Below are 13,516 nucleotides of genomic sequence, written 5' to 3' on the forward strand. Positions count from 1 at the left end.
CGCGTAGGCTGTCCGGGCTGGCCGCCGGATCGTCACCCGGTCAACGGCCGCGAAATTGAGCCGAAGCCGGAAGGTGGCTGTCCGTGAGCATGATCACCGAGCGTCCTGTCCGCGGACGGACGCCCGGCGCGGAGGAGCGCCCGGAGCGCTCGCCCCGCCCCGGGGCCCGGCGGAGCTGGATGGCGGTGTTCCGGGCGTACCTCGCCCTGACCAAGCCGCAGATCGTCGAGCTGCTCCTGGTCACCACCGTGCCGACCATGATGCTGGCCGCCGGCGGGTGGCCCGACCCGGTCACCTTCGCCGCCGTGCTGGTCGGCGGCGGTCTGGCGGGCGGCGCCGCGAGCGCGCTGAACTGCTACATCGACCGCGACATCGACGAGCTGATGCGGCGCACCAAGCGGCGCCCGCTGCCGAACCACCAGATGACGCCGCGGGCCGTGCTGATCTTCGGCCTGACCCTCGCTGTGATCTCGGTCGCGCTGATGGGGCTTCTCACCAATTGGTTGGCCACCGCGCTGACCGCCTTCTCGATCTTCTACTACGACGTCGTCTACACGCTCTGGCTGAAGCGGCGCACCCCGGCGAACACGTTCTGGGGTGGAGTGTGCGGCGCGGCCCCCGTGGTGATCGGCTGGGCGGCCGTCGAGGGCACCATCCCGCCGATGGCATGGGCGCTTTTTGCGGTTGTCTTCTTTTGGCAGATGCCGCATTTCTATGCGCTCGCTGTGAAGTACAAGGACGACTATGCGCGGGCCGGCATCCCGATGCTCCCGGTGGTCCGCTCGATGGAGCGGGTGAACTTCGAGATCCTCGTCTACACCGTTCTCACCGTGGCCGCCTCGCTCGCCGCCTGGCCGCTCGGGCTGGGACCGATCTACGGGGTCACCGCGATCGTGATGGGTCTGGTCTTCCTGGCCGAGGCGGTCCGGTTGGTCCGGCAGACCCGGGCCGGCGTCGCGATGAAGCCGATGCGCCTGTTCCATCTGTCCATCACGTACCTCACGGTCGTCTTCATGGCCGTCGCGGTTGACGCTCTGATCTGATCTGTCGCACAGGATGCCCGGATTGTCGCCAGTGTCAGTTACTGTCCGTCACTCGTAGGGCGGATTCCCGGCCCTGGCGCAATTGGGGCGTAATCAGCTCATAACAATGCGCTGGCTCCTGAAACCCGCAGGTAATTGGAGTCACAAAAGCGGCTTGGAGTACCACGGGCGAGGTTGCCGACTGCTTAGGCTGCGCAGCATGGCAGAAGGTTCCGTAATGACGCTGACCTCCGAGATCAAGTCCTTCGCCGCCGGTCACGGCGGCGCCAAGGCGGTGATCGAGTACGTCGGTAAGCGCGGCGCCCGCATCGTCCTCGTCGGCGAGGACGGCGAGTGGTCCGACCAGTTCGCCCCGGACACCGGCGTCGCCCGGGAGGCCTGCGACCACGCCGGCGTCCAGGTGGAGAACGAGTGGGAGCGCGAGCTCCTGGAGCAGATGCGGCCCAGCAACGACCTGTGGCGTTCGATGTCCCGCCGGAGCATGGCCCGTTGACGATCCGCGACTTCCGGGTCGCGCTGGTCACCTCCGCGGACTTTCCCGACCTCTTCGACGACGACCACCCCCTGCGTGACGCGCTGCGTGGGCGCGGGGTGGCGGTCGACGCCGTCCGCTGGGACGACCCGGTGGCCGACTGGGCCGCCTACGACCTGGTGGTGCTCCGCTCGCCGTGGGACTACACGGCCCGCCGCGACGAGTTCGTCGACTGGGCCGCCTCCGTGCCGCGGCTGGCCAACCCGGCCGACATCGTCGCGTGGAACACCGACAAGCGGTACCTCAGCGAGCTCGAGGCGGCCGGCATCCCGATCATCCCGACCACGTTCGTCGGGCCCGGCGGCGACTGGACCCCGCCGGCCGAGGGGCAGTGGGTGGTCAAGCCGACGATCAGCGCCGGCAGCCAGGACACCGCCCGCTACACCCTGCCCGGTCAGGCCGGGCTCGCCACGGCACATGTCGAGCGGCTGACCACGGCCGGGCGGACCGCGATGATCCAGCCGTACCTGTCGGCCGTGGACACCGCCGGCGAGACCGCGGTGCTGTGCACGCCCGACGAGACCGGCGAGCTGACGTTCAGCCACGGCATCCGGAAGGGCCCGATGCTCACCGGGCCGGCCGGCGAGCCGGTCGATATCGCCTTCGAGGAGATCAGCCCGCGGCAGCCGTCGCCCGCCGAGCGGGAGGTCGCCGAGCGGGTGCTCGCGGTCGTCCCGGGCGGGGCCAAGCGGCTGCTCTACGCCCGCGTCGACCTGATTCCCGGCCCGGACGGGGCGCCGATGCTGATCGAGCTGGAGCTCACCGAGCCGTCGCTGTTCCTGTCGACCGCGCCCGGTTCCGCCGAGCGGCTCGCCGCCGCGATCATCGCCCGTCTCTGACGCCACTCACGCTCACCGCGAAAGGCCGCCCTTCCGGGGCGGCCTTTCTCTTTCGACGAGCATTTCTGGTACGGGCTGCGCCGTCAGGCGGCCGGCACCGGCTCGTTCGCGGTCACCGGGGACGGCTCGGCCGGGACCGTGGTGACCGGGCGGGCCCGCAGCGACCACACCACCGCCAGCGTCGCGGTCCACACCAGGGCGGAACCGAGCATGTGCGCGGCGACCAGCGCCACCGGCAGATGCGTGAAGTACTGCACGAAGCCGATCAGCCCCTGGCCCATCTCCACCCAGAACAGCACCGCGGCGGCGCGCACCGCGGCCGCCGGAGCCTCCACCGCGCGCAGCGCGAACCACATCGCCACGGTCAGGCCGATCAGCAGGAAGACCAGGTCGGCGTGCACCTGGGAGATCTGCTCGGGGTCCAGGCCGTTGCGCTTGGCGCCGTGGTCGCCGGAGTGCGGGCCGCTGCCGGTCACCACCACGCCGGCCGCGATCACCGCGAAACTGGCCGCGGCCAGCACCCGGGCGAGCTGCCGCAGCGGGGCCGGGACCAGCGGAACCGGGTCGCCGTCGCCCTCGCCGACCCGGCGCCAGAGCGCGAAGGCCCCGGTGACCAGCGCGATCGACAGGACGAAGTGCAGCCCGACCACCCACGGGTTGAGGTTGGTGAGCACCGTGATGCCGCCGATCACGCCCTGGCCGGGGATGCCGAGCGCCACCGCGACCGACAGCCTGACCAGCGAGCGCCGGCCCCGGGCCAGCGCGCCCAGGAAGCAGGCCACCGCGATCGCGATCAGGACGAAGGTCAGCAGCCGGTTGCCGAATTCGATGACGCCGTTGATGCCCATCTCGGGCGTCGTCGTGTAGGACCCGTCGGTGCACCGGGGCCAGGTGGGGCAGCCGAGGCCGGATTTGGTGAGCCGGACGGCCGCGCCGGTGACGATGATCCCGATGTTGGCCACCAGCGATGCCAGGGCCAGCCCGCGCAGCGACGATCCACACCATCGCACGGGGCGGGAGGCCAGGAAAGCGGACGCCGGGCGCACCTTGGAGGACTTCACCCCGCGCATCGTACGCCTGCTGTTGATCTTGATTTGCCCAGCTCCGCATGCCGGTGGGGCGGATCACCGACCCCTGGTTTGCAGGGCTCGCGGGAAATACGTAACGTTGCCGTAGTGAAAAACGAGGTGCTGCTCCAGATCGGCGCACCGGCACAGGCCGGCGCGACGGACGGACGCACCCGCGACCGGGTCGCCCAGCTCCTGCTGAAGCGGGGCGCGGCCACCGCGGCCGAGCTCGGCGCCGCTCTGAGCCTGAGCCCCGCGGCCATCCGCAAGCACCTCGACGCGATGCTCGCCGACCACCTGGTGGAGACCAGGGAGGTCCGCAGCAACGGTCCGCGTGGCCGGGGCCGGCCGGCGAAGGCGTTCGCCCTCACCGTGGCCGCCCGCGAGGACCTGAACCCGCACCACTACGACGGCATCGCCTCCGCGGCCCTGCGCTGGATCGCCCAGCACCACGGGCCGGAGGCCGTCTCCGCTTTCGCGGCGGCCCAGGTCGCGGCGCTCGAGGAGCGCTGCCAGACGGCGCTGCGATCGGCGGACGGCGATCCGATCACGCGCGCCGAGGCACTCGCCGAGGTGCTGACCGCCGAGGGCTACGCTGCCAGCGCGACCACGATCGCGTCCGGTGGGCAGCTGTGCCAGCATTCCTGCCCGGTGGCTCACGTGGCCGCCGAGTTTCCTCAGCTGTGCGACGCCGAGACCGAAGTCATCTCGCGGCTCATCGGCACTCACGTGCAGCGCCTTGCCACCATCGCGCACGGCGACGGGGTGTGCACGACGCACATCCCCACCCATCGTGTGCACCCCGCCGAAAACACGGTTAGGACAGATACATGACTGACCAGATCGCCACCCAGGAAGAGCACCTCGCCGCTCTGGGTCGCTACGAGTACGGCTGGGCGGACGCCGACATCGCCGGCGCTTCCGCGCAGCGCGGCCTGTCCGAGGCGGTGGTGCGCAACATCTCCGCACTGAAGAACGAGCCGGAGTGGATGCTGAACCTCCGGCTCAAGGGCCTGCGGCTGTTCGGCCGCAAGCCGATGCCGCACTGGGGCGCCGACCTCACCGGCATCGACTTCCAGAACATCAAGTACTTCGTCCGTTCCACCGAGAAGCAGGCCGCCTCCTGGGAGGACCTGCCCGAGGACATCAAGGCGACGTACGACAAGCTCGGCATCCCGGAGGCGGAGAAGCAGCGCCTCGTGGCCGGCGTCGCCGCCCAGTACGAGTCCGAGGTCGTCTACCACAAGATCCGTGAGGACCTGGAGGAGCAGGGTGTCGTCTTCCTCGACACCGACACCGCCCTCAAGGAGCACGAGGACGTCTTCAAGGAGTACTTCGGCACGGTGATCCCGGTCGGCGACAACAAGTTCGCCGCGCTGAACACCGCGACCTGGTCCGGCGGCTCCTTCATCTACGTGCCGAAGGGCGTGCACGTGGAGATCCCGCTCCAGGCCTACTTCCGGATCAACACGGAGAACATGGGCCAGTTCGAGCGGACCCTGATCATCGCCGACGAGGGCTCGTACGTGCACTACGTCGAGGGCTGCACCGCGCCGATCTACTCGTCCGACTCGCTGCACTCCGCGGTCGTCGAGATCGTCGTGAAGAAGAACGCCCGGGTGCGCTACACGACCATCCAGAACTGGTCGAACAACGTCTACAACCTGGTCACCAAGCGCGCCACCTGCGAAGAGGGCGCGACCATGGAGTGGATCGACGGCAACATCGGCTCCAAGGTGACGATGAAGTACCCGGCCGTCTACATGACCGGCCCGCACGCCAAGGGCGAGGTGCTCTCGATCGCCATGGCCGGTGAGGGCCAGCACCAGGACTCCGGCGCCAAGATGGTGCACGCCGCGCCGTACACCTCCTCGACGATCATCTCGAAGTCGATCGCGCGTGGGGGCGGCCGCACGTCGTACCGGGGCCTCGTGCAGGTGCTGGAGGGGTCGTCGCACTCCAAGAGCACGGTCAAGTGCGACGCCCTGCTGGTCGACACGATCTCCCGGTCGGACACGTACCCGTACGTGGACATCCGTGAGGACGACGTCAACATGGGCCACGAGGCGACCGTGTCCAAGGTCAGCGAGGACCAGCTCTTCTACCTGATGAGCCGCGGTCTGACCGAGGACGAGGCGATGGCGATGATCGTGCGCGGCTTCATCGAGCCGATCGCCAAGGAGCTCCCGATGGAGTACGCGCTGGAGCTGAACCGCCTCATCGAGCTCCAGATGGAGGGGGCGGTCGGCTGACCGGCCGGCTCTCCCACCCCTAACGAAGCGGACATAAAGGACGAAATGACTACCGAGGCCATCGCCCCGCCGAGCACCAAGTCGCAGGTGCTGCGCTCCTTCGACGTCGCCGACTTCCCGGCCCTCAACGGCCTGGAGGAGGAGTGGCGTTTCACCCCGCTCAAGCGGCTGCGTGACCTGGTCACCGCGACCACGCTGAGCGGGGCGGCTCCCTCCGTGGAGTTCGGTGACCTGCCCGCCGGCGTGACGGTGTCCGAGACGGACGACGTGCCGTCGTTGCTCACGCCGTTCGACCGGGTCAGCGCTCTCGCGTACGGGTCGGCCGCCGGCGTCACCCTGATCGAGGTGGCCGCCGAGGCCGAGCCCGCCGAGGCCGCCGTGATCCGGCTGGTCGGCAAGGGCGGCGACGCCGCGGCGGCCCGCACCTTCGTCAAGGTCGGCAACTTCGCCAAGGCGACGATCATCCTGGAGCAGACCGGTTCGGTCACGCTGGCCGACAACATCGAGGTCCTGGTGGGCGACAGCGCCCAGCTGACCTTCGTGACCCTGGCCGAGTGGGACCGGGACGCGGTCCAGGCCCAGCACGTCAAGTTCCGGGTCGGCTCCGACGCCCGGGTCCAGCACGTCCATGTCACCCTGGGCGGCGACGTGGTCCGGCAGTTCACCAGCGTCGAGTACGCGGGCCGGGGCGGCGACGCCGAGCTGTGGGGTCTCTACTTCGCCGACGCCGGTCAGCACCACGAGCACCGGCAGCTTGTCGACCACGCGGTGCCGGACTGCCGCAGTTACGTGGGCTACCGCGGGGCGCTCCAGGGCGCGTCGGCGCACACCGTCTGGGTCGGCGACGTGCTGATCCGGGCCGCGGCGACCGGCACCGACACCTACGAGATCAACCGGAACCTGATCCTCACCGACGGGGCGCGCGCGGACTCCGTACCCAATCTGGAGATCGAGACCGGCGAGATCGCCGGCGCCGGGCATGCGAGCGCGACCGGCCGCTTCGATGACGAGCAGTTGTTCTATCTGATGGCCCGCGGCATCCCCGAAGGGGAGGCCCGGAAGCTGGTGGTCCGCGGCTTCTTCGCCGAGCTGATCCACAAGATCCCGGTCGAGGAGCTGCGCGAGCGGCTCGGCGACGCCATCGAGGCACGCCTTGCCGAGGTAGGCCGGTAGTGGATTTCGAGAACGTCGGTCCGGTGTCGGACGTCGCGAAGGGCACCGTCCTCCAGGTGGAGGTCGACGGGGTCGAGATCGCGGTCGTCCACGCCGACGACGACGTCTTCTACGCGGTCCGCGACGAGTGCAGCCATGCCTCGGTGGCCCTCTCCGAGGGCGAGGTGGACGGGTGCACGCTGGAGTGCTGGCTGCACGGCTCCCGGTTCGACCTGCGTACCGGTGAACCCTCCGGACCGCCCGCCATCCACCCGGTGGCGGTCTACCCCGTCGAGATCCGCGACGGCGACATCTACGTTTCGACGACACCAAGCAATGGAGTAGAGCCGTGAGCACCCTGGAGATCCGCGACCTGCAGGTTTCGGTGAAGCTGCCGGATGGCGAGCTGAAGCCGATCCTGAACGGCGTCGACCTGACCGTGAAGGCCGGCGAGACCCACGCCATCATGGGTCCCAACGGCTCCGGCAAGTCGACCCTCGCCTACTCGATCGCCGGCCACCCGAAGTACGAGATCACCGGTGGTTCGGTGACCCTCGACGGTGCCGACGTGCTCGAGCTGAGCGTCGACGAGCGCGCCCGGGCCGGCCTCTTCCTGGCCATGCAGTACCCGGTCGAGGTGCCCGGCGTCTCGGTGGCGAACTTCCTGCGCACCGCGAAGACCGCGATCGACGGCGAGGCGCCCAAGCTGCGCACCTGGGCCGGCGAACTGCGCGGCGCCATGGAGAAGCTGGAGATGGACCCGGCCTTCGCCCAGCGCAACGTGAACGAGGGCTTCTCCGGCGGTGAGAAGAAGCGTCACGAGATCATGCAGCTCGAGCTGCTCAAGCCGAAGGTCGCGATCCTCGACGAGACCGACTCCGGCCTGGACATCGACGCGCTGCGGATCGTCAGCGAGGGCGTCAACCGGGTCCGTGCGACCGGGGAGACGGGCTTCCTGCTGATCACCCACTACACCCGGATCCTCCGCTACATCAAGCCGGACTTCGTGCACGTCTTCGTCGGCGGCAAGATCGTCGAAGAGGGTGGCCCGGAGCTCGGCGAGCAGCTCGAGGCCGAGGGTTACGACAAGTACAAGGTCAGGGCCTGAGGGGTTAACTGATGAGCTTCGACGTCGAGCGGATCCGTAAGGATTTCCCGATCTTCGAGCGGGAGGTCAACGGCCACCCGCTGGTCTACCTGGACAGCGCCAACACCTCGCAGAAGCCGGTTCAGGTGCTCGACGTCATGCGTGCGCACCAGGAGCGGTACAACGGCAACGTGTCCCGCTCCGTGCACACGCTCGGCACCGAGTCGACCGAGGCGTACGAGGGTGCCCGGGCTCGCATCGCCACGTTCATCGGCGCGGCGAGCCCGGACGAGGTGGTCTTCACCAAGAACTCCACCGAGGCGATCAACCTGGTGGCGCACTCGCTGGGCCAGATGCTGCGGCTCGGGCCCGGCGACGAGGTGGTGATCTCCGAGATGGAGCACCACTCGAACCTGGTGCCGTGGCAGCTGCTCTGCGAGCGGACCGGCGCGACCCTGCGCTGGTTCGGCATCACCGACGAGGGCCGCCTGGACGAGTCCGCCCTTGACGATCTCGTCTCGGAACGGACCAAGATCGTTTCGCTGGTGCACATGTCGAATGTGCTCGGCACGATCAACGACGTGTCGGGGATCGCCGCGCGTGCGCGCTCCGTCGGGGCACTGGTCATGCTGGACTGCTCCCAGTCCGTGCCGCACCTGCCGCTCGACGTCTCGTCGCTGGGCGCCGACCTGATCGCCTTCACCGGCCACAAGATGCTCGGCCCGACCGGCATCGGCGTGCTCTGGGGCCGGCTCGACCTGCTCGCGCAGATGCCGCCGTTCCTGGCCGGCGGATCGATGATCGAGACGGTCACGATGGGCGGCACCACCTTCGCCGCGCCTCCGGCACGGTTCGAGGCCGGCACGCCGCCGATCACCGAGGCCATCGGCCTCGGCGCGGCCGTCGACTATCTGACCGGGCTGGGCATGGAGGCGATCCACCAGCACGAGCAGGACATCACACGGTACGCGCTGGACGCGCTCACCTCGGTCCCCGGCGTCCGGATCTTCGGTCCCGAGACGGTCGAGGGCCGGGGCGGTACGGTGTCGTTCGGTGTGGACGGGGTACATCCGCACGATGTGGGACAGGTTCTGGACGCTCTGGGTGTCGAGGTGCGGGTCGGGCATCACTGCGCCAAGCCGGTCTGCTCCCGGTTCAGCGTCCCGGCGATGACCCGGGCCTCGTTCTACCTCTACACGACCACGGCGGAGATCGACGCTCTGGCGCGCGGCCTCGACCAGGTCCGGAAGGTGTTCGGCTGATGATGCTCGACGGTCTCTACCAGGAGATCATCCTCGACCACTACAAGAACCCGCACGGGCGTGGCCTGCGGGATCCTTACGACGGGGAGGCGCACCACGTCAACCCGACGTGTGGCGATGAGATCACCGTACGCGTATCCCACGATTTGAGCGAAATTTCGTACGATGGTGTTGGTTGTTCCATCAGTCAGGCTTCGGCGTCGGTGTTGCACGAGCTGGTGCAGGGTAAGGACGCCGCCGCGGCCTCGGAGATCCACCACGCCTTCGTCGAGCTGATGCAGAGCCGCGGTCAGGCCGAGGCCGACGAGGAGATCCTCGGCGACGGCATCGCCTTCGCCGGGGTGGCCAAGTTCCCGGCACGGGTGAAATGCGCGCTGCTGCCCTGGATGGCGTTCAAGGACGCGGCCGCGCGGGCCGGCGTGGAGGTGGGCGTGAGCCCGGAGGTGAAGGCATGACAGAGAAGACCGACACGGTTCCCGGCCTGGCATCGGACCCCGGCCCGGCTTCGGCCCCGGGTGCGGTATCCGCTCCGGAGGCCGACGTGGCCCGGACGATCGCTTCCGCTCCGGCTTCCGGGGCGGCTCCCGGCGCGGGCGAAGAGGTGCCGGACTGGCTGGCCGCCGAGCGGGCCGCGGCCGTCGAGGCCGGCGAACCGGTCGAGGTGCCGGGCGTCAGCGTCTCGGCCTCGCCCGGCGCGGCTCTCGGCGCGGACGCACCGTCCGCCGCCGACGCCGCCGTGGACGCCCCGCCGGCCGGCGCGGTAGCCGGTGACGCGGGCGCCGCGGTGAAGAAGGCCTCGACCGCCGACGTCGAGGAGGCGATGAAGGACGTCGTCGACCCCGAGCTCGGCATCAACGTCGTCGACCTCGGCCTGGTCTACGGCACCCACGTCGACGACGACAACGTGGTCACCATCGACATGACGCTCACCTCGGCGGCCTGCCCGCTGACCGACGTCATCGAGGACCAGACCCGGCAGGCGCTGCTCTCCGGCCCCGGCGGTGGCCTCGTCAGCGACTTCCGCATCAACTGGGTGTGGCTCCCGCCGTGGGGCCCCGACAAGATCACCGACGACGGCCGCGACCAGCTTCGGGCGCTCGGCTTCAACGTCTGAGAGATCTCCGGCGCAGGGCGGCACGCTGATCGCGTGCCGCCCTGCGCTGTTCCGGCAGACGGCTTTCTGTCGTACCTCGGTGGTAGAAACCGGGCATGAATTCGACTCCGCCGTTCTCCGAGCTTCTCGCCCTGATCGAAAGCCGGTCGGCGGCGCTGCGTGACGCCGTCGACGCCGCGCCGGATCCGACGGTCCGCATCCCGGGCTGCCCCGACTGGTCGCTCACCGACCTCGTCACCCACCTCGGCGGTGTCCAGCGGTTCTGGGCCGCCACGGTCGCCGCTGCCGATGTCGCCGGGCCGCCTCCACCCGGGCAGCGTGGCGAGCAGGGTCCCGAGGGCGACCTGCCGGGGTGGTTCAGCGAGTCCACCGGTCTGCTGCTCGACGCGCTGCGCACCGCCGGGCCGGAGGCGTCCTGCTGGGCCTGGTGGGCCGAGTCGGGCGCGCCGCTGACCGCCGGGGCGGTCGCCCGGCACCAGGTGCAGGAGGCGGCCGTGCACGCCTACGACGCTCAGGAGGCCATCGGCAAGCCCGAGCCGTTGCCGGCCGCCGTCGCGGTCGACGGGGTGAGCGAGTTCCTCACCGTCTGCCTCGGCTCGCTCGGGTCCTGGCCGCACCGTCCGGCGCGGGTCGCCTTCCACGCGATCGAGGGCCCCTCCTGGACCCTCGACCTGTCCCCGGCCGGGGCCAAGGCCGACCCGGCGGCCGGCGGCGAGCCGGTCACCAGCTTCCGGGGCACCGCGAGTGACCTGGTGCTGGCTCTCTACCGCCGCATCCCCCTGTCCGGCATCCGCGTCGACGGCGACCGCGCCGTCGCCGACCAGCTCCTCGACTGGAGCAAGATGGACTGACCCGCCCTCCACCGGCCCCTTTCCCGCCGGCCACCGCTCGGGCACCTGGCCCTGGCCGCGTTGCCCGAGTGGCGACTCCAACGCCCGCGGCGGAGGTGGCGCTCAGCCCGGCCAGCGGTGGTCCGGCCCACCGGGCGAGCGGCGGAGGTGGCGCCCAGCCCGGCAAGCGGTGGTCCGGCCCGCCGGGCGGGCGATGGTGTGGCCTGCCCGGCTGAGCCTGGTCCGCGGGCCGTACCGGAGCGGGGCGGCTCGGTCAGACGGTGGCTACGGCCTTGTTGCGTTCGGGGTGTGGGGTTTCGTCGAGTTCCTGCCATGCGGGGAAGAGGAAGGGGGAGACCGTCACCGCCAGATAGCCGATCGCTGCCAGCAGGGCGGCGGTGTGCAGACCGAGCACGTCGGTGGCCCAGCCGCCGACGATGCCGCCGAACGGGATGCCGGCCCAGGAGACCGCGATCAGGACGCTGATCACGCGGCCGTGCAGGTGGGTCGGGATCCGGCGGTAGACGGAGGCCATCAGGATCGGGTTGACCGTGGACATGAGGGCGCCCGCGATCGCCGCGGTGGCCAGCACGACCCAGACGCGGTCGGTGAGGGCCAGGGCCAGCAACTGTGCCGGGCCGCCGAGGAAGAAGCAGATGCCGAAGGTGCGGCGCCGGGGCAGGCGTGGCGCCAGCACCGTGTAGAGGAGGTTGCCCGCCACCGCGCCCAGGCCGAAGGCGGTGCCGATCACCCCCAGCGCGGCGGGTCCGTGCGGGCCGTCGAGGACCCACACCGGTACGAACACCGTCGCGAACGCCTGGTCGAACAGGTTGGTGGCGAACAGCATCGCCATGACACCGACGAGGAGGCGATCCCGGCGTACGTACCGGAAACCGTCGCGCAGCGCGTCCGCGTACCCCTGCTGTTTGCTCTCGGCGCGAGCCGCGGCGTCGGCGTGACCGACCCGGACGAGCGCGCCGATGATCAGCGCGCTGACCGCGAACGAGAGCGCGTCGAAGAGCAGGACCACCGCCGGGCCGAGAGTGGCGATCAGCACCCCGGCGAGCGGCAGGCCGACCAGGGTCGACGCGCGGCAGGTGCCGTCGTACATCGCGGTGCCGCGTTCCGTGGAGAGGCCGGCCGCGGCGATCGTGCGGGGCAGCAGTGCCCGTTTGGCCGCGTCACCGAAGCCGCGCAGCGCGCCGGCCAGGGCGATCAGCACCAGCAACGCGCCGAACGAGATACCTTCGCAGTAGGCGATCAACGGGATGCCGGCCACCGCCAGGACGCTCGCCGCGTCGGCGGTCACGGCGGTGGGCCGTGGGCCGACCCGGTCCACTATCGGGCCGCCGATCAGGCCGGACAGCACGTAGGGCAGCATCTCGGCGAATCCGGCCACTCCGGCGAGCAGCGCCGAGTCGGTGCTGACGAGGATCAGCCAGGGTACGGCGACGAAGGTGATCCGGCTGCCGAGCATGGAGATCGCCTCGGCGGTGAGGAGAGCGCCCAGCTGGCGGCTCACCGCACGACGCGGGAGAGCCGGCCCGCGGAGTGAGTGGGCGACGGGCATCGACCGAACATAAGATCGCTGGCCGTTCGTGACAAGACGGTCATCGATATAAGACTCAGGTCGGGGGCAGGTGGTCGATCACGTTGTAGCGGTCCAGCGTCAGCTCCCCGCAACCGCCGTCGAACCGGGTGATGGACGCGTTCCGCACACTGCCCGCCTCGCGTTCCACCTCCAGCACCTCGTCCCAGCTCAACTGCTCGATGACGGCCCGCATCATGAGCACCACCGCGTCGTGGGCCACGACGATCACCCGTTGCCCGGCGTGGTCGGTGTGCAGGTCGTCCAGGAACGACTTGAGCCGGATCGCGATGTCGGCGAACGACTCGCCGCCCGGTGGCACGTACTCGAATTCGCCGACCTCGGCCCGTCGCGCCGCCTCCTCCGGGAAGCGGGCCGCGACCGCGGCGCGGGTGAGCAACTCCAGCTCGCCCATCAGCCGGTCCACCAGGCGCTCGTCGGTGCGCGGCGCCGGCAGGTGCAGGCCCGACGACGCGGCGGCGATCCGCCACGTCTCGCGGGCGCGCAGGTACGGCGACGTGATCACCACCTGTGGCCGGTGCTCCTCCGGCAGTGCGGCCAGCCATGTGCCCAGGGCGGCGGCCTGCTCCTCGCCCATGTCGGTGAGCGGCACCTCCGCGTCGCGGCCGCTCACCGCCGCCTCCAGGAGCCCTTCCGCGTTGGCTGCGGTGAACGCCACGTTGGCCAGGCTTTGCCCGTGCCGGACCAGAATCAGTTCAGCGACCATGATCGGACCCTACCGAGTCCGCC

At 70.2% G+C, this 13,516-nt stretch carries 15 protein-coding genes; 12 read left to right on the forward strand and 3 right to left on the reverse strand.

Going from position 1 to position 13,516, the window contains the following annotated elements; all coding sequences use genetic code 11:
* Positions 1–89 precede the first annotated feature (89 nt).
* The 3 genes from BJ964_RS18795 to BJ964_RS18805 all read left to right on the forward strand — a co-directional run bounded on the left by BJ964_RS18795 (position 90) and on the right by BJ964_RS18805 (position 2,414).
* Positions 90–1,043, forward strand: a complete 954-nt coding sequence (locus BJ964_RS18795) for a heme o synthase (RefSeq protein ID WP_188127022.1) — start codon at positions 90–92, stop codon at positions 1,041–1,043.
* A gap of 199 nt (positions 1,044–1,242) precedes the next feature.
* Entirely contained in the window at positions 1,243–1,536 is a 294-nt protein-coding gene (locus BJ964_RS18800) for a hypothetical protein (protein ID WP_183217587.1), read from the forward strand.
* A complete protein-coding gene (locus BJ964_RS18805; protein ID WP_188121870.1) occupies positions 1,533–2,414 on the forward strand; it encodes an ATP-grasp domain-containing protein in 882 nt (293 codons plus the stop codon). The genes BJ964_RS18800 and BJ964_RS18805 overlap by 4 nt, the downstream gene beginning before the upstream one ends.
* 83 nt (positions 2,415–2,497) lie before the next feature.
* On the opposite strand, the gene BJ964_RS18810 is transcribed toward BJ964_RS18805, so the two are convergent.
* Positions 2,498–3,484 (reverse strand): COX15/CtaA family protein, encoded by a 987-nt coding sequence (locus tag BJ964_RS18810; RefSeq protein WP_188121871.1) that lies wholly within the window; start codon positions 3,482–3,484, stop codon positions 2,498–2,500.
* A gap of 87 nt (positions 3,485–3,571) precedes the next feature.
* Between BJ964_RS18810 and BJ964_RS18815 the strand changes: the two genes are divergently transcribed.
* The 9 genes from BJ964_RS18815 (at position 3,572) to BJ964_RS18855 (ending at position 11,199) form a co-directional block, all read left to right on the forward strand.
* Complete coding sequence (locus BJ964_RS18815; protein ID WP_407650846.1) at positions 3,572–4,315, forward strand: helix-turn-helix transcriptional regulator; 744 nt, start codon at positions 3,572–3,574, stop codon at positions 4,313–4,315.
* On the forward strand, positions 4,312–5,733 hold the full coding sequence (gene sufB, locus BJ964_RS18820; RefSeq protein ID WP_188121873.1) for a Fe-S cluster assembly protein SufB: 1,422 nt from the start codon (positions 4,312–4,314) through the stop codon (positions 5,731–5,733). Before BJ964_RS18815 ends, sufB begins: the two co-directional genes overlap by 4 nt.
* Before the next feature lie 45 nt (positions 5,734–5,778).
* Entirely contained in the window at positions 5,779–6,906 is a 1,128-nt protein-coding gene (sufD, locus tag BJ964_RS18825; protein ID WP_188121874.1) for a Fe-S cluster assembly protein SufD, read from the forward strand.
* Positions 6,906–7,238, forward strand: a complete 333-nt coding sequence (locus BJ964_RS18830; protein ID WP_188121875.1) for a non-heme iron oxygenase ferredoxin subunit — start codon at positions 6,906–6,908, stop codon at positions 7,236–7,238. The genes sufD and BJ964_RS18830 overlap by 1 nt, the downstream gene beginning before the upstream one ends.
* Complete coding sequence (gene sufC, locus BJ964_RS18835; RefSeq protein ID WP_188121876.1) at positions 7,235–7,993, forward strand: Fe-S cluster assembly ATPase SufC; 759 nt, start codon at positions 7,235–7,237, stop codon at positions 7,991–7,993. Before BJ964_RS18830 ends, sufC begins: the two co-directional genes overlap by 4 nt.
* A gap of 11 nt (positions 7,994–8,004) precedes the next feature.
* A complete protein-coding gene (locus BJ964_RS18840) occupies positions 8,005–9,234 on the forward strand; it encodes a cysteine desulfurase (protein WP_188121877.1) in 1,230 nt (409 codons plus the stop codon).
* The gene (gene sufU / locus BJ964_RS18845) at positions 9,234–9,689 is read left to right on the forward strand and encodes a Fe-S cluster assembly sulfur transfer protein SufU (protein WP_188121878.1); all 456 of its coding nucleotides are present in this window, start codon (positions 9,234–9,236) and stop codon (positions 9,687–9,689) included. Before BJ964_RS18840 ends, sufU begins: the two co-directional genes overlap by 1 nt.
* Before the next feature lie 281 nt (positions 9,690–9,970).
* On the forward strand, positions 9,971–10,348 hold the full coding sequence (locus BJ964_RS18850; RefSeq protein ID WP_229807075.1) for a metal-sulfur cluster assembly factor: 378 nt from the start codon (positions 9,971–9,973) through the stop codon (positions 10,346–10,348).
* Between the two features lie 95 nt (positions 10,349–10,443).
* Complete coding sequence (locus BJ964_RS18855) at positions 10,444–11,199, forward strand: maleylpyruvate isomerase family mycothiol-dependent enzyme (RefSeq protein WP_188121879.1); 756 nt, start codon at positions 10,444–10,446, stop codon at positions 11,197–11,199.
* 253 nt (positions 11,200–11,452) lie between these two features.
* On the opposite strand, the gene BJ964_RS18860 is transcribed toward BJ964_RS18855, so the two are convergent.
* A complete protein-coding gene (locus BJ964_RS18860; protein ID WP_229807063.1) occupies positions 11,453–12,700 on the reverse strand; it encodes an MFS transporter in 1,248 nt (415 codons plus the stop codon).
* Between the two features lie 103 nt (positions 12,701–12,803).
* Positions 12,804–13,493 carry a histidine phosphatase family protein gene (locus tag BJ964_RS18865; RefSeq protein ID WP_188121881.1) on the reverse strand — a complete coding sequence of 230 codons (690 nt, stop codon included), beginning with the start codon at positions 13,491–13,493 and terminating at the stop codon, positions 12,804–12,806.
* Between the last annotated feature and the right edge of the window lie 23 nt (positions 13,494–13,516).

It is taken from the genome of Actinoplanes lobatus, assembly GCF_014205215.1.
Lineage (GTDB): Bacteria > Actinomycetota > Actinomycetes > Mycobacteriales > Micromonosporaceae > Actinoplanes > Actinoplanes lobatus.